Origin of the sequence: Mesorhizobium sp. AR02 (assembly GCF_024746835.1) — a bacterium.
Classification (GTDB): Bacteria; Pseudomonadota; Alphaproteobacteria; order Rhizobiales; family Rhizobiaceae; genus Mesorhizobium.
The window spans coordinates 927,285-949,721 of the sequence record NZ_CP080530.1 but is presented as its reverse complement, the minus strand read 5'-3'; the positions used below and the strand labels follow the sequence as shown (position 1 = coordinate 949,721).

Sequence of the window (22,437 nt, the reverse complement as noted above, 5' to 3'; positions counted from 1 at the left end):
CTCAATTCGGCTGCTCAGGCAGCCCGAAGTTTCAGATAGTTTTCCAAAAGCCGAATAAGGGCCGCAGAGCAAAGGCTGACGAACAGGAAGCCCACGGCGACGAGAGTGATTGGTTCGAGATAGCGGTAGCTGAAGTTGGCTTTGGCTAGCGCTTCGCCCATAAGGTCAAGGACGGTAATTGCCGATAGTATTGGCGTCTCCTTGAACATCGCGATCACATAATTGCCCAAAGGTGGGATCATTGGGGGAATAGCTTGCGGCAGCACGATTTCCGTCCAGGTCTGCCTTGTGGTCAGGTTGCAGGCCCTCGCAGCCTCCCATTGCCCGGCCGGAACATTGATGATCCCGGCGCGATAGACCTCTGACACGTAAGTGCCGTAGTGGAGACCGAGACCGATTGTCCCGGCGACCATGGGAGACAAAACAATTCCAATGTCTGGCAGGACGTAGAAGAGAAAGTACAGCTGCACCAGCAACGGCGTTCTTCTAATCGTCTCTGTTACAAGGACCGCAGAACGGCGAACCGACTCGATTGAAGACATCTTGGCAATTGCGAAGAATAGTCCGATGCTCAAAGCCACAACCGACGAGATCAACGTTATCTTCACTGTAACGACGAGCCCTTTAAGCAAATCGGGCGTTATCTCAGCGACGAATGCCCAACTCCAGTTCATTGATTAACCTCAGGTATTTGCGCTTACGATGCCACGCCCAAAGCGTCTTTCAAGCCACCGCACGAAACTTATCAATGCAGACGCAATTAGAAGATAAATGACCAAGATGAGCAGAAAGGGCATAGCGGTGTCGCCTGTTTGGCCTCGTACCACCTGCGCCTGAAACGTTAGCTCCGAGACCGTTATGAGCGATGCCACCGCAGTGCCTTTCATGAGCTCGATCGCAAGATTTCCAAAGCTTGGCAGCATGAACACGACCGCCTGTGGAAGGATCACCCACCAGAGGGCCTGCCACCGCGTCAGATTTAATGCGATAGTTGCTTCCCGCTGATCGCGACCGACGGCGTTGAGCGCCGCGCGAACGACTTCAGCGCCATAAGCGCCACCGTTCAAGCCCAGCGCCAGGACGCCCGACTGCAGTGGAGATAGAGAAACGCCAACAAATGGCAGAACGAAATAAGCCGCGAACAGTTGGACGAACACTGAGGTGCCGCGGAAGATCTCCACATAGATTCGCGTTACGGCACGCACGGAAATCTGGTCTGCAGTGAGAGCAATGCCGGCCAGCATAGCCAGTATCAACGCGAGCAGGCAGCTCAAAAGCGTGAGTTCTACGGTAGCGACAGCCCCCGTGAGTATGAACCAACTGTATCCGATTGCAGACTCAAAACTATTCACTGGGATGACCTTGCCCTGCCTTGACTGACCGACTCAAACGCGATGGCCTGCGGCGATTATCTTGCGAAGGAAGCTTTTCGTGCGCTCGTGGTGAGGCGACTGAAAGATTTCCGACGGCGGGCCTTCTTCAACGATCTTGCCGCGCTCGAAGAACAACACTCGGTCGGCAAAATCCTTGGCGAAACCCATCTCGTGGGTAACCAGGAGCATCGTCATGTCGGTCTCGTTGCGGAGATTTGTGATGACGTTTAGGACCTCTTCCACCAGCTCCGGATCAAGAGCGGAGGTGATCTCGTCAAGGAGTAGTATTTTGGGCTGCAAAGCGAGAGCACGGGCAATCGCGACGCGTTGTTTTTGGCCGCCAGATAATCTTGACGGATACTCATGTGCTTTGTCGGCGAGCCCAACGTTTTCCAGCATTTGCAGCGCACGTTCTTTGGCTGCCGCTTTCGACAGACTTCCAGTCAGCACCGGGGCGAGGGCAACGTTCTGAAGAGCGGTTTTATGCGGAAAGAGGTTGAAATGTTGGAAGACCATTCCGAAGGCGCCACGCATTCTGCGTAGATGCGCCTCCGACGACGGTACTTGTTTATCGCCTCTTTGCTCGTGGTTTAGGCAAACGCCATTGACGATCACATCTCCAGCTGTAACCGACTCGACCGTCATCAAAATTCTAAGGATCGTCGTTTTTCCCGAGCCTGATGGACCAATCAGCGCAAGATGCTCACCAGCTTTCACCGAGAACGAGAGCTGTTCCAGCACCTTGAGGGAACCATAGCTTTTCTCAACGTCCCGGAATTCAATGATGGGCGGGCAATCTGGAGCCTTGGGTGCGACATGCAATCCCATTGCGCTGTCTCCTTTCGTGCGATGCCAGCCCAGCAGCACTCGCTGCTGGGCGTTATCACCTGGAGTGAATTACGGATTGCACATCTCAGCTGCTGACTTGGCATTAGCCAAAATCTTGTAGTTCGTTTGAAGACCATATTTCGCCATGATCTTCTCGAACTCGCCACTGTCCTTTAGCTTTTTCAGGCCTACATTGTAGGCGTCGCGTAGTGCCTTATCCTCTTTATTGAAGGCTGCGGCTGCACAATCAATAGGAGTGTTGGCGATCGGTATGATGGTCTGCAAAGTATCATCACCCGACCGACTCTTCATGTCTATGACACCCGCATCATTTAGGGCGATGGCATCGACGCGCTTGTCTTGCAGCATCTTCACCGCACTGGTGTTGTCAGGATAGGGAACCAGGTTCTCTTGCTTCACTCCGGCTGAGAGCGCATCTCGGGCCTGCAAAGTGCCGGCGCCCACCGCCAGCTTGAGGCCTAGGTCGGCAAATTCCTTGTAGCTTTTGAACTTGCCACTCATGTCGGAGCGGATCAGGAAAGCTTGCGCAGTGCAGATGGCCGGTTCAGCGAAATCAACGACGGTGCAACGTTCGGGGCGAATGTTGAGAGAGCCGGCTGAGAGAATTCTTACGCGTTTTGCCTGCAGGGCCGGTATCATGGCCCCGTACTGTATCAGCTCGCCTTTGAAGTTCTTGAACCCGGAGAGCGCCAATGCGCCGCGATCGATGTCAGGGCCAGCGCCACTCAATGTACCGTCGGGCTTCAACTCCGTATAGGGCGGCTCACCACCGATGGCGATCGAAATCTCTTGGTTGACGTCGAGATCGTCCGCGATCGCAGCGCTCACCGTTGTGATTGCCAAGATTGCGGTCAGTACAGTTGCTAGGCCGCGAGGAGAAAAAGAAGACTGCCGTTTGATGTTTGATGCCATTGTTGTTCCCTTTCTGATGGCTCTTCTAGATCGTCGCGCCAGCAGGACATCGATCGGAAATATCCTGCTCTCCGATCCCCCGCGGCTACATGACGAGAGGTTCGTCTAGACCTAGGGGCAAACTGCTGTTTTTGCCGCTACCGGTGCAAACATGACAATCGGTCCGAGCGTTGTCAATTGACTAAATTGTCCAATGACATTAGGTTGCTGTTCTCTGCTTCCTCGCGTTGCGCTATTCAAAATCATATGAGTTTCTGACTTTCGCCTGTCCTCAGGGCGGCAGTCGACGATAGGACTCCCTCCATGACAATGTGGACACCAACCAACGAACGTCTTTCGCAGCCATATTTTCTGTCGATTGCCGATCAGATAGCGGGAGCCGTCTCTTCTGGGGCTTTGAAGCCAGGCGAGCAGCTTCCGCCGCAAAGGCAGCTTGCCTTTAAGCTCGGGGTCTCGCTACCCACCGTGTCTCGAGCGTATGAAGAACTCGCTCGTCGCTGGGGAAATTGGACGCGGAACGTTTATCAAAAGTCCTAGCGTCAATTCTGAAGCTGTCACGCCATACGCACCCCTGCGCACTTCCGGATTGATTGACCCGTCGATCCTGAAGCCCGTCTCTGACATTCTGCACCTCGAACGTATGCGGGAGACACTTGGGGCGTTAGCTGTCGACTTGCCGCCGAGCACCGTGTTCGGCTCTCGCCCTGGGACTCTTTTTGCGCGTCATCGCTCGGTTGCAACAGAATGGTTGAAGTATTGCGGTGTTGATACAGATGAGAGAACAGGGCGTGCGATGTCACGTTGTCTGCATATAAACTCGTTGAGACCTGCGGCCGCTGATGTCAGCTGGCCAGGACCACGGCTTTCCAGTGCGCCATGGCCTGCAGGCGGTGAATATGTTTAGCGAGAGCGCAGCGTTTTGAGCGGGGCGCGACGAAGAGATTGCGCAGAGCCGAGAAGATCGAAACGAAGCGTTGCAGTGCTCCCGTTTTCGCAGCGGCACATGTGCATTCTCCGCCCGGTTGTTCAATCCCTTGTGCGACCGATGCTCGACGTCTGGCATCACCTGTCGCCTGGCATGCTCCATGCGAGCGCAGCTTGTCGGTGATCATGCGCTTCGGCGCGGCGGACTGGCTTTCTCATCCAATGCTTGTGCGGTTAAAGACGCCGTCGTCGGAAACTCGACAAAAGCAGCCGGCCACTCTAGGCACGCTTTTCCGCCGTCGAGCAAAGTGCGCCTGGACCTTGCGCGAGCGGCACGTGTCCGACGACTGAAAAAACACCGACAAAAAAGGTATCCTAGAGTTTTACTAGATCGGGCCCCTCACATCTGTGCAGATGGTTGCGGTTGGGGTTGGGGCGTTGGACATCTGCGGACCTTTGTAAGATTCTTTGATTCTTCCTCGTTCACGAGCTGACTCATGCTGTGGCATGCGATTTGCGGTGCGTGTCACGCCGGCCCGGTGGTCGGAGATGGCCTAAATAGAGGAAACCTTCATGAGTTCGATTGAGGACCCACGACTGGGCAAGCCGGACGAAAATATACGCGTTTCGGTCGTGAAGCCGGATCGTCTCACCCGCATTTGTGCGGCGCTGCTGAAAGCCGCCGGGGCTTCAGACGACGAGGCGCAAGCAGTCGCCACCGGTTGCGTCAATGCCAACTTGGCTGGTCATGATTCCCATGGAGTCATCGCCATTCCGAGCTATATCGACAGCGTGAAGGCGGGGGATATCGTGCCGGGCGCAGAGTGGAGGATAGTGCGAGAATCCCCCACCACAGCTCTTATCGATGGCAACTGGGGTTTTGGTTTTCATGTCAACGCCAAGGCGATGACGCTCGCGATCGAAAAAGCAAAGACCGCCAATGTCGCGGCCTGCACAGTGTTCAGGCAAAGCCATGTGGGACGGCTCGCCGCCTATTCCTTGATGGCGGCAAGAGCTGGCATGATTGGGCTTACGGTCGCTGATTCCGGCAACTTACGCAAATATGTCGCGCCTTTCGGCGGACGCGAGGCGCGGCTTGGAACCAACCCGATCTCGATTGCGGTACCCTCCGATCTCAAGGCCCCGTTTCTGCTCGACATGGCGACCTCGGCGGTCGCCGCCGGCAAGCTCGAGCTGGCGATCGCGCGCGGTGAAGAGATTCCCAAGGGCTGGTTGATCGATTCAGAGGGACGCCCCACGACCGATCCTCGCGATTACCGCAAAGGCGGCGTGCTACTGCCGCTCGGCGGCACCGAGGGTTACAAGGGCAGCGGCCTCGCCGCAATCGTGGAACTGTTATGCGGACTGCTGCCAGATCCTGGTTTCGGGGCCCAGCCGAGCGGCCGGGAGAATTTCGGCTGCTTTATGGCTGTCTTCAATGTGGCAGCCTTCCGTCCGCTTGATAACTTCAAGAAAGAGGTTGCCGACTTCGCGCGGCACCTGAAATCGGCGGCGCCGTCGGAAGGCTCACCCGGCGTGTTCTACCCCGGCGAGATCGGATATTTGCGCGAACAGGAGCGAGCAAACGGCATTGAAGTCGACAACGCGACCTGGGAGAAACTGCGCACGCTTGCGTGTAATTACGGGCTTGCCGGTGAACTTGATCTCGCCTGAACGCATGTCGTTCAAAGAATATCACGCGACAGTATCGAGCCAGACTGCATGGGCGATGATCTGCGGCGGGCAACGATGGCGCTTGTAGCTGACGGTCGCGGTGTTCATGCCATCGGGCTATGCCGCAAATCCCTGAACGCGAGTTAAGTTAGTAACGCCGACCGACCAGCAGCGTCTCGATCTGCTGGAAATCTTCGAGGAACGCTATCGCCCAACTGCCAATCGTCCAGTGGCAGTTCGCGCCTGTCATCACCATCCCCAATCCAAGGTACGCGTCGTAACCCAAGGCAGGAGCCGCATGTAGAAGGACCCACGTAGGGATCTGAGCTGGGGTGCGGGGGAACCGGCGTCCCCTACCGCGATCAAGACTGACGCGGCGATTCATCCTCAGAGATCAACGAGGTTCTTCAACGATAGGTTTCGCGGATCACGTTCTCCACAGAGCGCCATCGTCGTGTCGAGTTCGCGTCTGATGATCTCAAGCGCCTGCGTGACGCCTTGCTTGCCGGCCGCACCGAGGCCGTATAGAAACGGCCTCCCAATAAAGGTGCCTTTCGCGCCGAGGCATAGCGCCTTCAAGACGTCTTGTCCGGATCGGATCCCGCCGTCGATATGCACCTCAATCTTGTCGGCGACCGCCTCGACGATCCGGGGCAGCATGCTTATCGATGATGGTGCCCCGTCCAACTGCCGCCCCCCGTGATTGGAGACGACGATGGCATCCGCACCGGTGCGAACCGCCATACGCGCATCTTCCTCATCCAGGATGCCCTTGAGAATGAGTGTGCCGCCCCAGCGCTTCTTTACCCATTCGATATCCTCCCAAGACAGGCTCGGATCGAGAGTGTCGCTGGTCCAGGCGGCAAGGGCCTCCAGATCGTTGACACCGCCAGCGTGGCCGACAATGTTCCTGAATGTCCTGCGTTGCGTACCGAGCATCTTCAAACACCAAATCGGGCAGCGCGCCATCTGGAGGATGTGATCCAGTGTGAAGCGGGGAGGGGCCGACAGGCCGTTGCGGATATCTTTGTGGCGCTGCCCCATGATCTGCAAGTCCAGCGTCAGCACCAAAGCCGAGCAGCCAGCTGCTTTGGCGCGGTCGATGAGATTAAGAGCAAAGTCGCGGTCGCGATTGATGTAGAGCTGAAACCAGAACGGCTTGCGCGTTACCGATGCAACATCTTCAATCGAGCAGATGCTGAGGGTCGAAAGGGTGAACGGGACGCCGAATTCCTCGGCGGCCTGGGCAGCCAGCATCTCGCCGTCAGCGTGTTGCATGCCCGCCATACCGGCCGGCGCGAGAGCGACCGGCATCGAAACAGCTTGGCCCGCCATCTCACATGCCAATGATCGGTCCTTCATGTTGACCATGACGCGCTGGCGCAGCTTGATCTTGGCAAAGTCCTCCTCGTTCGCCCGATAGGTGCTTTCTGTCCACGATCCAGAGTCGGCGTACTGGAAAAACATCTTGGGCACGCGCTTCTGGGCGCGAGTTTTGAGGTCATCGATAGTGAGAGGCGTATGCAAAACTTCTCCTTCTCCAAATGTCGAGTACAGCGGCACCTCAGAGGCGCTATCAACTTAACTCGCGTTCAGGGATTTGCGGCATAGACCGATGGCATGAGCACCGCGACCGTCAGCTACAAGCGCCATCGTTGCCCGCCGCAGATCATCGCCCTTGCAGTCTGGCTCTACTACAGGTTCCCCTTGAGCCTGCGTCTGGTCGAGGAAATGCTGCTGGAGCGCGGGATCGTGGTTTCGTATGAGACAATCCGCCGGTGGGGCATCAAGTTCGGTCCGCATTACGCTCTTGCGCCACAAGCAGCACAGCCGAAACGATGTCTGGCACCTGGGCGAGGTCGTCATCACCATCGCCGGCAGGAAACACTGGTTGTGGCGCGCCGTCGACCAGGATGGCTATGTGCTCGACGAGGTCGTCCAGAACCGCCGCAACACCAAGGCGGCCAAGCGCTTGCTGACGCGGCGGCTGAAGAAGCAAGGCGTCGCGCCGAAGCGCATGATCACCAACAAGCTGCGCTCGCATGGAGCCTGCCGGCAACAGGTGATGCCGGACGTCGAGCATTGGTCGCACAAGGGATTGAACAACCGGGCGGAGAATGCCCATGTGCCGCTGCGAAAACGGGAGCGGATGATGCAAGGCTTTCGATCACCAGGAGCACTACAACGCTTCGTTTCGATCTTCTCGGCTCTGCGCAATCTCTTCGTGCCGCCCCGCTCAAAACGCTCCGCTCTCGCTACACATATTCACCGCCTGCAGGCCATGGCGCAATGGAAAGCCGTGGCCGTGCTCAGCTGACATCAGCGATCGCAGCAGTCCCCGCTGTGATTGCCAAGATTGCGGTCAGCACAATTGCGAGGCCGCGAGGATCAATAGGAGACTGGCGTTTGATGTTTGATGCCATTGCTGTTCCCTTTCTGATGGCTCTTCTAGATCGCCGCCTGCGGGACATCGATCGGAATATCCTGCTCCGATGCTCGCTGCTCTTGCCACATACCTAGGAGCGATCCGCGGGTACATGACGAGAGCTTCGTCTTGACCTAGGGCAGACTGCTGTTTTCGCCGCTGCCGGTGCAAACATGACAATCGGTCAATGTGAAGTCAATTGACTAAATTGTACAATGACATTAAGTTCCTATTCTCTGCTTCCTCTGGTTGCGCTATTCGAAATGGTACGATTTTTGCTCCTCAGAGGGAGTCGACGATAGGACCCCAGGGCATGACAATATGGACACCACTCAACGAACGTCTTACGCAGCCGTATTTTCTGTCGATTGCCGATCAGATCGCGGGAGCCGTCTCTTCTGGGGCTTTGAAGCCAGGCGAGCAGCTTCCGCCGCAAAGGCAGCTTGCCTTTAAGCTCGGGGTCTCGCTACCCACCGTGTCTCGAGCGTATGAAGAACTCGCTCGTCGCGGTCTCGTCGCTGGGGAAATTGGACGCGGAACGTTTATCAAAAGTCCTAGCGTCAATTCTGAAGCTGTCACGCCATACGCACCCCTGCGCACTTCCGGATTGATTGACCTGTCGATCCTGAAGCCCGTCTCTGACATTCTGCATCTCGAACGTATGCGGGAGACACTTGGGGCGTTAGCTGTCGACTTGCCGCCGAGCACCGTGTTCGGCTCTCGCCCAGGAACTCTTTTCGCGCGTCATCGCTCGATTGCAACTGAATGGCTCAAGTATTGCGGTGTCGATACAGATGAGAGGACAGTACATTTGACGAATGGCGGAACGCCCGCCTTGACGGTCGCTTTTATGTCGACCTGTCAGCCTGGCATGACGATCGCTACCGAAGCGACAGGGCTCCATGTGATGCTGCCATTGGCTTCATATCTTGGTCTAAAGGTTCAGGGTGTGCCCATTGACGAGGAGGGATTGATCCCCGATGCGCTCGAAAGCGTCTGCCAGCAACACGTCATTCGCGCGCTCTTCATGATGCCCAATGCCCTTGGTCCAACCGCATTCATTATGGGCGAGCGGCGGCGCAATGCGATTGTGGAGATCGCTCGAAAATACGACTTGCAGATCATTGAGGACGACGCCCTGGGGCCGCTCGTAGACAACAGGCCGCCAACTTTTCAGGCTCTAGCGCCCGAACGGACCATTTATATCACAAGCTTCACGAAACCCATCATGTCCGGGCTACGCACGGGTTATCTCGTGGCGCCAGAACGTCTCCTCCCTGCAGTCGAAAATCGTCAAATCGTCACGAGTTGGAGCGCCACACCGTTGATCGCTGAAATCGCAGCAAGGTGGGTTGAGGATGGAACCTGCCAACAATTCGTGGAATGGCAACGCGCAACGCTTCTTGAGCGGCACGAGCTGGTTGCATCTGTTCTCAAAGGTGTTCGATACAGTTCTAACCGTGCAAGTCTCCACATATGGCTTCCCCTTGGTGAGCGGTTTCCCGAAGATGAGTTTGTCTCACACGCTCGCATGCAGGGCGTAGTCTTGGCGCGCGGCTCAGCATTTGCGATTTCGGAAAATCATCCAGCTGTCCGCGTTTCAGTCGGGTCGACCACGGAAGAGGAGCTGCACCGCGGATTGAACGTCATTCATAATTTGCTGCACAGCGAACCTGAACCAGTTCTGCTCTGAACTATGCCAAGCCGATTTCTGATGGATTCTGGCCGGCGTGCGTCAGCTAGTTGCGAAGCCAATTTACAAAGGCGACAACAGCGAGAGATTCAGAGATTCTGCCTTGGTAATGGCCCGGTCGGCGTCCGGGACCCTGACAGCACGTCTCCGCCTGCCAACTCCGCGCATCATTCGCACATTGGGCGCAAGGAGGTGCAGGAGGTGCAGGAAATCCGCCCGCCGGGATCTGTGTGGGCGAAGCCGAATGGCTGAGATATTCGACCACGAGCAAGTAGCGGGCCCGCGCCAACAGCACGTGGGCGAGGTCGCCTGGGATGACATCGCGAAGGAGCCATGACCGACATCCCCGGATGACGTCTGAAAACCGACAACTGCTGTCGGGTTTATCAAGATCACGACATGATCGTGTTAGAACGAATCCTGCTGTACGCAATTTAAACCATTGAATGATTTGCAGAGAATTTGTTCTGACGTTCTCTCGGCGCAGTTGGCACGATTGTTGAAGGTCCAAGTCACGACCTAGAGTAAGACTAGCAATCCGGGCCAGGGGCTCGTGCCACGGGACAACGAAGTGTAAATGTCCAGACGCGTGTTTTGCAGGCTCACTCAGAACGGGGGCGTGTATTAAAGAGATGCCAGTAACGAATTACCATCCTTGGTAGACATATCGAGGTTGCCGTAGAGAAACCGCGAAGTCGCCGCGAAAATGCGGATTAGACGGGGATCGCAGATCGCGCCTTGCAAAAGGACATCAGAGCGCTACGCCGCTCCCCTCGTGCGGCGCACGAGGTGAATGCAAACCTGCGGCGGAGACACGGAGAATCCGCGTGGGAGCAGACGGCAAAATGGACGCCCATTTGGACGTCTCGACCAGTGGCTACGGTGGCCGGCTGGAGGTTCTGCAAGGCCCGACGGGGCGTCGGACTCGCTCAGTGGCCGAGAAAGCCTGGATGGCGGCCGACAGCCTGATTCCGGGGACCGGTGGCGGCGATCGCCCGCAAGCCCGGCCCGACGCGCTGGCAGTTGTGATTGGCGCCGGCGCCTTCGTCAGAGCCAACTGGCGTGCCGGAAAGCATGGCGTTCGTGCCGCTGATGATGGAGGAAGGAGCGGCGCGCGCCAGCGGGCGGCGAAGGCATCGAAACCGGCGTCTGGAGCGGCCACAAGGACAGTGGCCGCTCGTCCATGCAGGGGCTAGCTGCATCTGTCTGACCGAGCGTATTCAAAGGAAAAAACATGACTGTCGCCCCACTACGTTTTGAGGTCTCCGAGTATAACTACCGACTTGAGGCGACCCGAACGGCAATGGAGCACGAGGGCGTTGATCTTCTTATCGTCACAGATCCCGCAAATATGGCGTGGCTAACGGGTTACGACGGCTGGTCGTTCTATGTGCACCAGTGTGTGCTCGTCCGTCAGGACGAAGATCCCGTCTGGTTCGGGCGGGAGATGGATGCCAACGGCGCCCGTCGTACCATTTACATGGATGAGAGCCGAATAAGGTCGTATGCTGATCACTACGTTCAATCTTCTCAATATCACCCAATGACCGCACTTGGCTCATTAATCAAGGATCAGGGTTGGTCCACTGGTGTCATTGGGATTGAGAAGGACAATTACTATTTCACCCATGCAGCCTTCGAAGCCCTTTCTTCGGTGCTTCCGAACGCCGCATTCAAGGACACTACCCGTCTGGTCAAATGGCAGCGGATCGTCAAGTCGGCGCGGGAGATCGAGTACATGCAGACAGCGGGCAAGATCGTAACGGCGATGCACCAACGCGTGGCCGAAGTGCTCCGGCCTGGCGTCAGGCAGTCTGAGGTGGTTGCTGAGATCTACCACACCGCCACTCGTGGCGTTGATGGCTTCTGGGGCGACTACCCAGCGGCAGTTCCGATGATCGGCGCCGGCATCGACGCCTCCGCACCGCATCTGACCTGGTCCGACCGCGCTATTCGCTCCGGTGAAAGCATTTTCTTCGAACTGGCAGGTGTCCACAAGCGCTACCATTGCCCTCTCTCAAGAACGTTTTACCTTGGAAAGCCGGACCAGAAGTTCGTCGACGCGGAAAAGGCCGTTGTTGAGGGGATGGCGGCCGGCCTCGAGAAGGCCGAACCGGGCAATACCTGCGAAGATGTTGCGAAGGCCTATTACCGCGTTGTCGAACGCTATGGATTCATAAAGCCGAGCCGTACGGGCTACTCGATTGGTCTTGCCTACCCTCCGGACTGGGGCGAACATTCGGCAAGCTTCCGGGTTGGTGACCGTACCCAACTGCGCCCTGGAATGACTTTCCACTTCATGTCTGGCCTTTGGTTTGGTGACTGGGGGATAGAGATCACCGAAAGCATTCTGATCACCGACAAACACGCGGAATGCCTGGCAAGCTGTCCGCGCCAACTGATCGTGATCGAATGACGGGCACACCCAACGGCACGAAGCTGCGCCTTGGCAATATTGACCTGTCGGCAGGAAGCGAGACTTATGAAGTGAGACAGATTTGAGCGGTCAGAGCCTCTCTCTGTCTTCCGACCATTCCCACCAAACGACCAGTCCGCTACCCTTCTTGCCGCGGGTCCTCGCGGGGGAGTCGCGCCAGCCGACCGGCTGCGGCCCGGTCCAACAGATTCGATAAGCGTCGAGATAACTGGACACCTCGAAGAACCTCCCCAACTCGATCGTTTTCTGATTCACTGCGTTGGTGATTTGCGTGGAGGCGATCGATGCGGGGACAGGCGGGATTCTAGGATATTGAGGAGCGCTATGTCCGGCTGAGCGAGGCGGGCGATCCGCTGGAAAAGCTGAACGCGGTGCTGCCGTGGGAGGTCTTCCGCAAACCACTGGCCAAGGCGCTGAAGCGCTCGGATGGCGCGAAGGGCGGTTGCCCTCCCTACGACCCGGTGATGATGTTCAGGATCATGGTGCTGCAGGCGCTTTACAGCCTGTCCGACGACCAGGCCGAATTCCAGATCCAGGGTCGACTTTCCTTCATGCGGTTCCTCAGGCTGGGGCTCGGCGACCGGGTACCGGATGCAAAAACGATCTGGCTGTTCCGCGAGCATCTCACGAAGGGCCGCGCGGTGGAGAACCTGTTCGCCCGTTTCGACAAGCATCTCGCCAAGGCCGGCTATCTTGCGATGGGGGGCTGCGCCCAAACAGCGAAATACCGATGCCAAGAAGGCCGGCATAAAGGCGGGCAAGGTTCCGGAGGCTTGGAAGGATGAGCCCGCGAAACTGCGGCAGAAGGATCGCGACGCGCGCTGGACGGTCAAATTCTCGAAAGCTAAGTGGCCGAGGACGGAAAGGCGCAGCAGCGCGATATCGCCATTCCAGCCTTCGGTTACAAAAACCATGCCGCCATCGATCGCCGGCACGGCTTCATCCGCGGCTGGAATGTCACGAGTGCGTCAGCCTATGACGGGGCGCAGCTTCGCAATGTGCTCAACCGCGGGAACACCGGCTCGACCGTGTGGGCCGACACCGCCTATCGCTCGAAGAAGAACGAGGAGTGGCTCGATCGGAACGGCTATATCGCCGACATCCACCAGAAGAAGCCGAAAAGTCGGCCGATGAGCGAGACGACGTCTCGAGCCAACGGCCGGGGCTCAAAAATCCGCGCCTTCGTCGAGCACGTCTTCGCACGGCAGAAGGCACAAATGAAGCTCTTCATCCGCACCATCGGCATCGCCCGCGCCACGACCAAAATTGGCATGACAAATCTCGCCTACAATCTAAAGCGCTACGTCTGGCACGAGGGGAGAAGCGCGTCCGCATGACGGTGTGGCGGCAGAAAAAGCCGCCACAAAGCAGAAATCAACCACCCATCAACCCAGTAAAGCGGAAAACCTGCGCCGAGCATGCCGAGTTCAGTGACCCACGCCCATTCTTGCGCCTCTTGCCTCAGAAACGGCGGTAAATCGAGGTGCCCAACTGCTTTTCCGCGTTTTGCTGGGCAAGACACGGACTGGTGAGCTAGTCGGCGAGCATTGTCATTGAGCGCCGAACCGGAACGACGTCCGACGCCCGTGGGCTCTCAGCATTCGATCAGAGACGACGATGTTTCCGGCATTCGATCCCGATACGGAAATTGAAGCTGACCATTTTAGCCACTCGCGAACAGGTGTGCATCTGACCGACCTTGCGCGACAGCCCGCTTTCATAGGTTCGTCGCGATGTCTGACTATGAACAAGATCATCAGGTCCTGAATCTAACATTAGCTCCACAATCGTTTGGATGGCTTGAGGAAAACGATTGTAACTCAGTGACCTAACTGGGCGTGTTCTCAGTCGGCACGTCCTTTGCATTGAGAACAGCATATACATCAAACGCCAAATTGAAGGAGCCCAGAATGTCGCGTCAGATGAAGTTTGTAGCGTTTCTCATGGCGGGGCCAACTTGCCATCATCATGCCATGTGGCGCCATCCGCAAACAGAGAACAGGTTTCTCGACCCCGCGTTCTGGGAAACGCTGGCGCGGACGCTAGAGGCCGGGAGATTTGACGGATTATTCTTCGCCGATGTTCTCTCTTTCTATAACGAAATCACTATGGCGCGAGGCGGGCAGATGTCGCTGCTTGATCCCGTCCCGCTAGTGGCGATGATGGCGCGGGCGACGTCGCGCATCGGACTCGGTGTGACATTATCGACGACTTTCCAAGAACCCTATGCGATAGCCAGAGTGCTTTCCTCGCTTGATGTGCTGAGCGGCGGTCGCATCGCTTGGAACATTGTGACTTCTGCAGGCGACCTGGAGGCGCAGATTTTTGGCGACGAGGCGATCCTGCCGCGCAGTGAACGTTACGACCGTGCCGAGGAGGTCCTGAAAGTGTGCCTCGACTTGTGGACGGGGTGGGCTGACGGCGCGCTCGTCCTTGACAAGGAAAGCGGCGACTTCATCGATGAGGCGAAGATGCGTCGCACCGAGATCGTCGGGAAATACGTGGGGGCAAGAGGCGTATTCACCGTCCCGCCGAGCCCTCAGCGGCATCCGGTCATCATGCAGGCCGGATCCTCACCGCGCGGCCGCGATTTTGCCGCCAGCCACGCCGAGCTTGTCTTTACGCTTCAGCATTCGTTGCTGGACATGCAAGAATTTTATGCCGAGATGAAGGATCGCGTCGGCAAGGCGGGGCGGAATCCGGACGACTGCGCCATCCTCGTCTCGGTGGACCCAATCGTTGGCGAAACAGAATCGCTTGCCCTCGAAAAGCAGGCTTACATCAATGGCCTGGTCGACCCTCGCCTCGGCATCCCCTTCATGTCGGCCCATACCGGGATCGATCTGTCGCAGTATCCGATAGACAAGCCGATCATCGACATCCCGGCAGAAACCGGCTCTCGCGGCTCCTTCGATATCATCCTTCAAGGCACCAAGGCCAACAATCTCACGCTCGGCGAAGCGGCAAAGCATTTTGCCATAAGCGAACTCTGCCCTCAAGTCGTGGGCACGCCCGAGACCGTGGCCGACCAGCTTCAGGATTTCTTCGAAAATAAGGGCTGCGATGGCTTCATCGTGACGCCCACCGAGATGCCCGGCTCCTTCGAGGCCTTCACACGATCGGTCGTCCCGATCCTCCAGAAGCGCGGTCTATTCCGCAAGGAGTATCCGGGCTCGACTCTGAGGGAAACGATCAAGGCATAATCAGTGCGGTAATTCTTTCACCTCAAAGCGGGGGTGGAGATGAATTTGAATACCCTTCCCATCGCCGAACCGCTTGTTGCAGCCCGCGACCCCGAATTCAAGATTAGTGCGGATGGTTTTCGGTGTCTGGGGATCAAAAACAACGGCATGCGTATATCGTTTCGCTCGACCGAGGGCGTGTTCGGCGAAGCCTATGCGCGTCATATGCGATGAATACCGACTACCCCAACGCGGCCTTGGCTAGTTTCGAGGTATCAGCTAGTTTCTTGTCAACTTTCGAGAGGATTCAAATGCCCCGACGAAAAATCGTCGCCCTACTACCGGTGGCATTTGACCAGAGTTCTACTTTCTTAAGCGAGGCTGACAACTTAGCAGATATAGTCCTCACTCAAAGCACGGACGAAGCGATACGGGAATTACAGGATGCTGACGGGTTCTTACTCTGGGACATTTTTAACCCAGTAATTCGCAACAATCCCTTACCCCCAAAACTCAAATGGATCCATATCGCTGGCGTGGGGGTTGATGCCGCCCTGTCGAGTGACCTAGCGTCTTCGGAGATCGTGGTAACCAACACGCGCGGGGTTTTTGAATATCCGATAGCAGAATATGTTCTTGGATTACTGCTGATGGTGGCTAAGGATTTTCGAAACACCATAAAGTTCCAGCATACCAAGGAATGGAAAAAGAGAGAGACCTTTGCGCTTAGAGGGCAAACTGTCCTCTTGATCGGGCCGGGCGCGATTGGCCGGGAGATTTTTAACCTACTAAGCGCAGTAGGCGTGAATGTAATCGCGGTTGGGCGTCACCAAACCATGAATGACCCTCTCTTTGGTCGCAGGCACTCAATGGATGAACTTGAATATCTCCTTCCTGCAGCAGACGCCGTCATTCTATCTCTGCCGTTAACTTCTGAGACTGCGGGAGTTATGAACAAGACGCGTTTCTCACAAATGAAGCCTGGCTCATCTTTTATTAACATCGGCCGTGGCGGCTTGGTGGACGAGGACGCATTGCTCGAAGCACTCAAAGATGGTCGGATAGGGACCGCTTTGCTTGATGTTTTTGCCGTGGAGCCGCTACCCAAGGATCATCCGTTCTGGAGTATGCCTCAGGTGTTTGTGTCACCTCATATGTCGGCGGACCTCCATGGCTGGCGAGGCCATGTCGTAGCAAAGTTCATCGAAAATCTTGAGCGCTGGGTGACAGGAAAGCCGCTGGAGAATGTGATAGACAAAACTAGTCGCTTTAGCTGACAAGCAATTGCACACTCCTACTACTAATGCGAAGTACTGGCACCTGGTTCAAATTGTGCGATTCTGAGCAATGCTCTTCAAGCCGAAAAGTCGGGAAAATATGTGGTGACGATATACAGAACTTAAATCTCATCGTGGATATGGCAAGGTCAACCTTATTGATGCTGCGGGAACCGAAATGACCGTCTTAAGTTGTGTCCTCACATTGCAAAAAACAGCGTCCGTGGCTGGATTGGCTCTTCTGTCCCCACGCCTGTGTATTCATGCTGTCTCGCGCATATACGTGAGTTCGTCCTTGCGACTCCATCCTTCGTTCATCTGTTTGCCGCCTATCTCGTGCTGCCCGTGTGCGAGGAAAGGGCTATCTTGGCGCCCAACCGTCCAAAACAAAGCGAGCGACTTCCGTAGACCGCGGCTCGAGCATGAAATACAGACTACCATCAATTCCGAAGAGCTCCTGGCATCCTTCTGCACCAAGTGCACAATTACGATTTGTATCGGACGTTACAGATACCGGCTCTAGCTATTATTTTGATTTAGTTCAGATCAAGGCCACTGCGTCAATGGTCGGAAATGGTGTGATCGGCCAACCGATCAAGTCGACGGCACGCTGAAGTATCGCCTCGGTGTGAGGAAGACTGGATGAGGCGGCGATGACATGTCCCATACAGTCTGGATAAGCGCTCGAACAGCCGCGATATGAGTGTCTGACCCGGAATTCGGAGGTGGCAAAAAGGTTGGCGATATCAGCCAGATGTGATTCAGTCGGAGTTGCGAGACAACGACGGAGAGCCACATTTGGACCGATACCACCCGGGCGGAGCATGCACGAAGTGGGCTGCGCCTGCCATCTGATTTGATGGATGCGGAATGGCTGGTGCTGGAGCCGGTGATGCCGGAGGCCATGGCCCTCGCCGTCCCCACAAGTGGGGATGGCGCACGCTGCTCGATGCGATGCTGTATCTTCTGCGAGGAGGTCTGCCGTGGCGCATGCTCCCACCTGGGCTGTTTCCGCCCGTACGACCGAGTTCCGCCTTGGGGCCGAAAGCCTTCAAAGGTCGTGAAACAGAGTGAGACGCCTTGCCCCTTGCCCTCATTATGCGGCGGCCCAGCGCCGATCGCGAAGAGAAGCGCCTGACCGCGGACGATACGATCCGGAAGAACAGGAGCGGCTTGACTTCAAGATCCCAATCAGAAAGCTCTGAGAAAGACTAAATCCGACAGTAAAATTGCGCTCAAGAAAGCCGCTCGATCGTTTCATTCGCCGAACATTTGATTAGCTGGGATAACTCGCGTTGAGTTAGCCAAATGAGCCAGTCATCATCTTCGATGTCTCGATCAGGTAAACTCAGGACGGATCCATGTGCTTCTTTGTGAAGATAGCCGTATTGATCGGCGACTCCCTTTTGGATGAGCCAAGTAGGCACAAGAGCATAGATGAAATCGGGGGACCATTTCGCCCATGCCAGCCCAAAAGCGACACCTGCAAGCGTGGGTGCTAAGCCCCGTCCTCTAAGGTCACTTCGGAGCCATAAATCGCCGTGATACGCAACGATCCCGCTTATAATCCGAGCAGTCGGCGCGACACAAACACACGACGAACCCGGGCCGGCATGCCTTGCAGGATCCACATAGCAGGCTTTCAATGACTCAAGATGGTCAGCCAAGGTGGTAGGCGCCAGATCATCCACACGAAGCGCCTGGACATGCGCTACTTTACCGAATTTATCTTCTCCAACGACCCAAAACGCCTGGCCGGGCTCAAGCTGTGAACAATCCGGGCGGAAGTTCGGAAAGGTAGGATATTTCCCGGAAATCTTACTGGTAATTGAAAGGTACTCCTCAAAATCTTCCCCCATCCTGAATTGAACGCCCGCTTTACGGGCCTTTTGGTCAAGCGAGCAGATATATGTCGATACCTCAAGGGTGGTCGCGTGGTCATGCATTGCAGGGTACTCTACCGTTAGATTGAAAATGCACTGAAAATCAGGGCGAATTGTCGCGAGCTTCTCGTATCGCAATGTCGAACGTGTGCTCGCTCTCATGCTGTCCCTTAAAATGGGCTTGGCGATCGAACCGGAGAGCTTGCCGCATTGGCGCGCGTAGGTCCCGAGCCACATCTGGGAAGAGCAACTTGGACGCCCGGTTGCTGAGCGTCACCGTGGCTTTGATTTGCGTCACGCTCTCGCAAGATGGCCTGTTCAGGGCTGAGATGATCAGGCCCTTGCCCACCCCTGTGTTGCGTTTCTCAGGATGCACGGCAATCTGCCAAAATGAAGAGCGTCGAGGGCTCGCTCGGCCGCCGATAAGCCGACATCCACCCAACCACCGCCCCGGCAGGCTCAGCGAGCACGCAGGTGTCGGCGAAATCAGTGCAGAGCAGGAGCTCGCAGTACAGCGAGTTGCGGTCCAGTGGCGGGCACCTCGCAATGAGGTCCCATACAACAGCTGCATCAATCTCGGTCGGTCTTCGGAATGTCACTCGCGGCAACGGGACGTTGCGTGGCAACGAGAAGCACTGGCTATCACTGACCATCGAAACCTCCGGGCGAACACCAGTGTCGCTTCGAGTCGCGTTTCACGAAGAGGAGTTCTCAAAAGTCATGCCAACTGCGCCGAGGGAGCTTTAGAAATATTTTGCTGAGTTTTGTTCAATGACTTGACCCGGAGTGCAGCAGGCACGGCCGAAAACAATGTGTCGCGGATTCGACAAACACGACAGTAGATGTCGTCCCGGCGTTTTCTCAGGAATGGCGACGGGGTTTAACAACGGGACTGGTAGCGGATCATCTTGCGATCGGCGCTGACGACGGAGCAGGCCCCCGCTCCGACAACAAGCCTTTGGCGATCCGATCCCTCCGTGCGCTTCTCAAAATGAAAGGGCTGCGGAACAATCTTTCGCGCTGCCCATGAAGCGCTCAATGTCCCGCTTACGAAGCCTCGCATCAAGAATCGAGTGACCAGGCTTCTGCGTGTGATCCAGTGAAATGGGCACCCATGCTCTTACTTGATCTGCGCCTTTCGCTTGGTTCCGCTACGATCAACTTGATAGGAAAAACGGGAAAAAATGCCAAGTTCCGAGTCCGCCATTTTCAATGGCGACTTAGGCGGATCCGGTTTCCGCCATCAGGGACACCTGTCTGCGGCTCAATCTCGACATAGCGTCCGATCGACCGCAGATGTGCGATTATCTCATCCATGAGATGATCGCGTTCGCCGTAGGTTTCGGCAATCCAGCGCAGTTGTGGCACGATGGCCCTCTGTTGCGCCGGCGTTAACTCGCCATCACCAAAGACGTATCCCCAGTGGCCAATCGCGTGTATGCCGCAGCCAATATCGACAACTGATTGCACGAACGCCGGGATGTCCTTTTCCTGCATCGTCTTCATGTCAACTTCTCGTCCAATGGGGCTTCCGCTGTCCGATGCCCATTTCAAATACCTCTAGCGCCGCGAGCGCACCGTTATGCCTTCATGTCCCGTGGCACGAACTTCTGGCCCTCACGTGCGATTTCCCATGGCTAGTCTTAGTCTAGGTCTTGACTTGGAGCTTCAACAATCGTGCCAACTGCCCCCATAGAGCGTCAGCACAAATTATCCGCAAAGCTTTCAATGGTTAAATTGCGTACAGCAGGACATCCGTTCTAAGGCGGGTCGTGTCGCGAACTTGACAAACCCGATAGCAGTTGTTGGTTTTCGACGTCATCCGAGGCTGTCGGTTATGATACCTTCGCGATGTCATTCGAGACGTTCTAGCTTAGCTAGCCCGCGGCTTTAGAACCCGCTGAGGGCGAGGTGCCGATAAGCATGGCAATTTGCAGCAGGTAAGCGGCAAGAGTGGACCGTTGCAGGCGCGGTCGCGTTCGGGGCGCGTCGATCCGGTCGAACGCAGTGATTTCGGCGAAGGTGAGAACGATGTCGGCCGTGGCGTCTGGCTTGGCGCGCCGACATAGTGATGAAGAATATGCGGCAGTTGACCACCGCGATGAGGGCGAGGAAACTTCGCCAGCCTCTCGGCGGTCTGAGCTAGGCTGCATCAAAAGCAGAAAATTACCGTTGGGCGGCGCGAAGAGCTCTGGGGGGTAGCGGCGCATCTCCCCGCCGGGCTCGCCGAAATAATCGCCGTAGCGGGTGGTGCATCCCAGGAACTGGCTACCATCATCGCTCGATCAGCTGTTTCGATCTCGACTATGAGGGTCAGCGCTTGCAACGACTGGAAGGAATGGGACTGTCCTTGGTGCCATATCGCCCGTATCGACAGGCCGGCGCTGGGCATCCAGAGGGCATTGTGTCGACATTTTACAGTTCGCAGCGCAACCGGCTCGGCCCCGCAGCGAACTGGCCTATGATCGGCTTGGTGGCGCAGAGATGACCGGCTTGAGCAGATTTGAGAGGCCGGTCGTTTTTCGGGTGGCCGGCACAGCTCAGAGCGTATCGTGTTCGATGTCAATGACGCGGCCGCTATCCTGCTGTTGATCTTGATCGTCAGACCGTGAAACGGGAGGTAGCGATGGACGCCTGTCTTCAGGTGTTGCGTGGCAAGGCTCACCCGCCAGTTACTCGAAGAGCTTTCGTTGCAGCCGCGCCTGAAGCAAAGATACTGCGCAGCGATTAAGAGCTAGTTGTCTTAGTTTGAATCTATAAACTCATCAGTCGCGTTTGAAGCCGTATGCGAGAGCGGCTATGCTTAGCGGAAAGCCAGGAGCTTTCGCATGGTAGCTGGAGTTTGCAAGATCAAAGACGGATGGGCTACGCAGGATAGCGTTTGGATTCGTTATGGCGACGGCAAGGAGTTGGAGATCCCTGCCAGCGAATACGAGGCAAAGGGCTATCAGCCTGAAATCGATGATTTGCCGGCATGTCCGCCAAACAAAGGCAGCACAAATGCCAACCGGACCTGAAAGCCAGAAGCGCCCCTGCCGACGTAATCGTCAACGCCGTCCGCGTCATGCGCATCGCCACCGGCGAGAAAGCCGACGACATTGTTGAATGACGGCAAAGCCCCTCCCACCGAGAGGTGTGAGCCAAACGCATGATGACCCGCACGCTCGTGGCAGCACGCACCCGGCTGGTCCGGACCACCGTCGAGCATTCCAACCAGAGCCGAGGGATCATGAAAACGTTCGGCTTGCTTGTTCCCGCAGGTAAGGGAACTACATTCGAAAAGAATGTCCGGAGCCTTCTTCCCGACCAGAACGAGCTTGCTCCTATCGTCCTACCGATGTTGGAGGCCTGGCGCAGCATTCGCATCCGCGCCGCCGAGCTCGGGCGCCAACTGGTTGTGAATGCTCGTCACCTTCGAGGCCGCGACAAAGGAGCCTATGCCCTGTGGGATATGTGTTCAGTCGGAGTGTTAGGCCGAAAGTTGCAACGGATCATCCATCAAACGGTAGATGACGCCGACGCCCGAAACATATCACAAAGTGATGAAGCGGAGGGAAGCGGCGATCCACGGGCGCCCGTATACCTTACCGGTGGCTCGCCATTCCAGCCTTACGAGTACGGGACACCGGCAGGTGAGGCAGGAAAGGTTGCCGGGCTCGGTGTCCCGCCCCGCCGCATTTATCAGACGATCGAGCCGCGTCGTCACGACCCGGCGGATGCGGACGGAACCGGGAAGTAGATTCACAGGGCGTACAGAGTACCCCTCAATGGCTTGCAAATCGTGTGTTTCAATGTTTTTTTGGCTAGG

At 56.5% G+C, this 22,437-nt stretch carries 18 protein-coding genes and 4 pseudogenes; 14 read left to right on the top strand and 8 right to left on the bottom strand.

Annotated features, from left to right (window positions below; genetic code table 11):
- Positions 1-14: 14 nt before the first annotated feature.
- The 4 genes from ehuD to ehuB form a co-directional block, all read right to left on the bottom strand.
- Entirely contained in the window at positions 15-674 is a 660-nt protein-coding gene (ehuD, locus tag DBIPINDM_RS04495) for an ectoine/hydroxyectoine ABC transporter permease subunit EhuD (protein ID WP_258580887.1), read from the bottom strand.
- A gap of 9 nt (positions 675-683) precedes the next feature.
- Positions 684-1,352 carry an ectoine/hydroxyectoine ABC transporter permease subunit EhuC gene (ehuC, locus tag DBIPINDM_RS04490; RefSeq protein WP_258580886.1) on the bottom strand — a complete coding sequence of 223 codons (669 nt, stop codon included), beginning with the start codon at positions 1,350-1,352 and terminating at the stop codon, positions 684-686.
- 33 nt (positions 1,353-1,385) lie between these two features.
- Positions 1,386-2,201: an ectoine/hydroxyectoine ABC transporter ATP-binding protein EhuA gene (gene ehuA / locus DBIPINDM_RS04485; protein WP_318036877.1), complete on the bottom strand. Its 816-nt coding sequence runs from the start codon at positions 2,199-2,201 to the stop codon at positions 1,386-1,388.
- 69 nt (positions 2,202-2,270) lie between these two features.
- Entirely contained in the window at positions 2,271-3,134 is an 864-nt protein-coding gene (gene ehuB / locus DBIPINDM_RS04480; protein WP_258580885.1) for an ectoine/hydroxyectoine ABC transporter substrate-binding protein EhuB, read from the bottom strand.
- A gap of 303 nt (positions 3,135-3,437) precedes the next feature.
- On the opposite strand from ehuB, the gene DBIPINDM_RS04475 reads away from it, so the two are divergent.
- Entirely contained in the window at positions 3,438-3,671 is a 234-nt protein-coding gene (locus DBIPINDM_RS04475; protein WP_318036876.1) for a GntR family transcriptional regulator, read from the top strand.
- Between the two features lie 305 nt (positions 3,672-3,976).
- Here the strand turns inward: DBIPINDM_RS04475 and DBIPINDM_RS04470 are convergent.
- Positions 3,977-4,273, bottom strand: a pseudogene (locus DBIPINDM_RS04470) (DDE-type integrase/transposase/recombinase); the annotation flags it as partial.
- 358 nt (positions 4,274-4,631) lie between these two features.
- Here DBIPINDM_RS04470 and DBIPINDM_RS04465 point away from each other — a divergent pair.
- Positions 4,632-5,732, top strand: a complete 1,101-nt coding sequence (locus DBIPINDM_RS04465) for an Ldh family oxidoreductase (protein WP_258580884.1) — start codon at positions 4,632-4,634, stop codon at positions 5,730-5,732.
- Between the two features lie 387 nt (positions 5,733-6,119).
- Here the strand turns inward: DBIPINDM_RS04465 and DBIPINDM_RS04460 are convergent, their stop codons facing one another.
- Positions 6,120-7,259: an alpha-hydroxy acid oxidase gene (locus DBIPINDM_RS04460; protein ID WP_258580883.1), complete on the bottom strand. Its 1,140-nt coding sequence runs from the start codon at positions 7,257-7,259 to the stop codon at positions 6,120-6,122.
- A gap of 93 nt (positions 7,260-7,352) precedes the next feature.
- Between DBIPINDM_RS04460 and DBIPINDM_RS04455 the strand changes: the two are divergent.
- The 8 genes and pseudogenes from DBIPINDM_RS04455 to DBIPINDM_RS04420 form a co-directional block, all read left to right on the top strand.
- Positions 7,353-8,049: pseudogene (locus DBIPINDM_RS04455) on the top strand (IS6 family transposase).
- 421 nt (positions 8,050-8,470) lie between these two features.
- On the top strand, positions 8,471-9,850 hold the full coding sequence (locus tag DBIPINDM_RS04450) for a PLP-dependent aminotransferase family protein (RefSeq protein ID WP_258580882.1): 1,380 nt from the start codon (positions 8,471-8,473) through the stop codon (positions 9,848-9,850).
- A gap of 1,234 nt (positions 9,851-11,084) precedes the next feature.
- Positions 11,085-12,266, top strand: coding sequence for an ectoine hydrolase DoeA (gene doeA, locus DBIPINDM_RS04445; protein WP_258580881.1), 1,182 nt, complete (start codon positions 11,085-11,087; stop codon positions 12,264-12,266).
- Between the two features lie 332 nt (positions 12,267-12,598).
- Positions 12,599-13,624 (top strand): annotated as a pseudogene (locus tag DBIPINDM_RS04440) (IS5 family transposase).
- 573 nt (positions 13,625-14,197) lie between these two features.
- Positions 14,198-15,490, top strand: a complete 1,293-nt coding sequence (locus DBIPINDM_RS04435; protein ID WP_258580880.1) for an LLM class flavin-dependent oxidoreductase — start codon at positions 14,198-14,200, stop codon at positions 15,488-15,490.
- Between the two features lie 39 nt (positions 15,491-15,529).
- Positions 15,530-15,703: a hypothetical protein gene (locus DBIPINDM_RS04430; protein WP_258580879.1), complete on the top strand. Its 174-nt coding sequence runs from the start codon at positions 15,530-15,532 to the stop codon at positions 15,701-15,703.
- Positions 15,700-16,746: a D-2-hydroxyacid dehydrogenase gene (locus DBIPINDM_RS04425; RefSeq protein WP_258580878.1), complete on the top strand. Its 1,047-nt coding sequence runs from the start codon at positions 15,700-15,702 to the stop codon at positions 16,744-16,746. The genes DBIPINDM_RS04430 and DBIPINDM_RS04425 overlap by 4 nt, the downstream gene beginning before the upstream one ends.
- A 796-nt stretch (positions 16,747-17,542) precedes the next feature.
- Positions 17,543-17,766, top strand: a pseudogene (locus DBIPINDM_RS04420) (transposase); the annotation flags it as partial.
- Between the two features lie 215 nt (positions 17,767-17,981).
- On the opposite strand, the gene DBIPINDM_RS04415 reads toward DBIPINDM_RS04420, so the two are convergent.
- The gene (locus DBIPINDM_RS04415) at positions 17,982-18,692 is read right to left on the bottom strand and encodes a hypothetical protein (protein ID WP_258580877.1); all 711 of its coding nucleotides are present in this window, start codon (positions 18,690-18,692) and stop codon (positions 17,982-17,984) included.
- A gap of 1,146 nt (positions 18,693-19,838) precedes the next feature.
- Positions 19,839-20,135: a hypothetical protein gene (locus DBIPINDM_RS04410; RefSeq protein ID WP_258580876.1), complete on the bottom strand. Its 297-nt coding sequence runs from the start codon at positions 20,133-20,135 to the stop codon at positions 19,839-19,841.
- A gap of 425 nt (positions 20,136-20,560) precedes the next feature.
- Here DBIPINDM_RS04410 and DBIPINDM_RS04405 point away from each other — a divergent pair, with 425 nt between their 5' ends.
- The 4 genes from DBIPINDM_RS04405 (at position 20,561) to DBIPINDM_RS43585 (ending at position 22,368) form a co-directional block, all read left to right on the top strand.
- Positions 20,561-20,698, top strand: a complete 138-nt coding sequence (locus tag DBIPINDM_RS04405; RefSeq protein ID WP_258580875.1) for a hypothetical protein — start codon at positions 20,561-20,563, stop codon at positions 20,696-20,698.
- A gap of 557 nt (positions 20,699-21,255) precedes the next feature.
- The gene (locus DBIPINDM_RS43430; RefSeq protein WP_323806032.1) at positions 21,256-21,360 is read left to right on the top strand and encodes a DUF982 domain-containing protein; all 105 of its coding nucleotides are present in this window, start codon (positions 21,256-21,258) and stop codon (positions 21,358-21,360) included.
- A 97-nt stretch (positions 21,361-21,457) separates the two neighbouring features.
- A complete protein-coding gene (locus DBIPINDM_RS04395) occupies positions 21,458-21,646 on the top strand; it encodes a hypothetical protein (protein ID WP_258580874.1) in 189 nt (62 codons plus the stop codon).
- Between the two features lie 131 nt (positions 21,647-21,777).
- Entirely contained in the window at positions 21,778-22,368 is a 591-nt protein-coding gene (locus DBIPINDM_RS43585; protein WP_416361684.1) for a hypothetical protein, read from the top strand.
- Positions 22,369-22,437: the final 69 nt, after the last annotated feature.

Excerpts from the sequence above, each read along its gene's own strand:
- DBIPINDM_RS04425 (WP_258580878.1), top strand. The coding sequence starts at position 15,700 with ATGAATACCGACTACCCCAACGCGGCCTTGGCTAGTTTCGAGGTATCA.
- DBIPINDM_RS43430 (WP_323806032.1), top strand. The coding sequence starts at position 21,256 with ATGGACGCCTGTCTTCAGGTGTTGCGTGGCAAGGCTCACCCGCCAGTT.
- DBIPINDM_RS04430 (WP_258580879.1), top strand. The coding sequence starts at position 15,530 with ATGAATTTGAATACCCTTCCCATCGCCGAACCGCTTGTTGCAGCCCGC.
- DBIPINDM_RS04415 (WP_258580877.1), bottom strand. The coding sequence starts at position 18,692 with ATGCATGACCACGCGACCACCCTTGAGGTATCGACATATATCTGCTCG.
- ehuD (WP_258580887.1), bottom strand. The coding sequence starts at position 674 with ATGAACTGGAGTTGGGCATTCGTCGCTGAGATAACGCCCGATTTGCTT.
- DBIPINDM_RS04450 (WP_258580882.1), top strand. The coding sequence starts at position 8,471 with ATGACAATATGGACACCACTCAACGAACGTCTTACGCAGCCGTATTTT.
- DBIPINDM_RS04435 (WP_258580880.1), top strand. The coding sequence starts at position 14,198 with ATGTCGCGTCAGATGAAGTTTGTAGCGTTTCTCATGGCGGGGCCAACT.
- DBIPINDM_RS04395 (WP_258580874.1), top strand. The coding sequence starts at position 21,458 with ATGGTAGCTGGAGTTTGCAAGATCAAAGACGGATGGGCTACGCAGGAT.
- ehuB (WP_258580885.1), bottom strand. The coding sequence starts at position 3,134 with ATGGCATCAAACATCAAACGGCAGTCTTCTTTTTCTCCTCGCGGCCTA.
- ehuA (WP_318036877.1), bottom strand. The coding sequence starts at position 2,201 with ATGGGATTGCATGTCGCACCCAAGGCTCCAGATTGCCCGCCCATCATT.
- DBIPINDM_RS04475 (WP_318036876.1), top strand. The coding sequence starts at position 3,438 with ATGACAATGTGGACACCAACCAACGAACGTCTTTCGCAGCCATATTTT.
- DBIPINDM_RS43585 (WP_416361684.1), top strand. The coding sequence starts at position 21,778 with ATGATGACCCGCACGCTCGTGGCAGCACGCACCCGGCTGGTCCGGACC.
- doeA (WP_258580881.1), top strand. The coding sequence starts at position 11,085 with ATGACTGTCGCCCCACTACGTTTTGAGGTCTCCGAGTATAACTACCGA.
- DBIPINDM_RS04465 (WP_258580884.1), top strand. The coding sequence starts at position 4,632 with ATGAGTTCGATTGAGGACCCACGACTGGGCAAGCCGGACGAAAATATA.
- DBIPINDM_RS04410 (WP_258580876.1), bottom strand. The coding sequence starts at position 20,135 with ATGAAGACGATGCAGGAAAAGGACATCCCGGCGTTCGTGCAATCAGTT.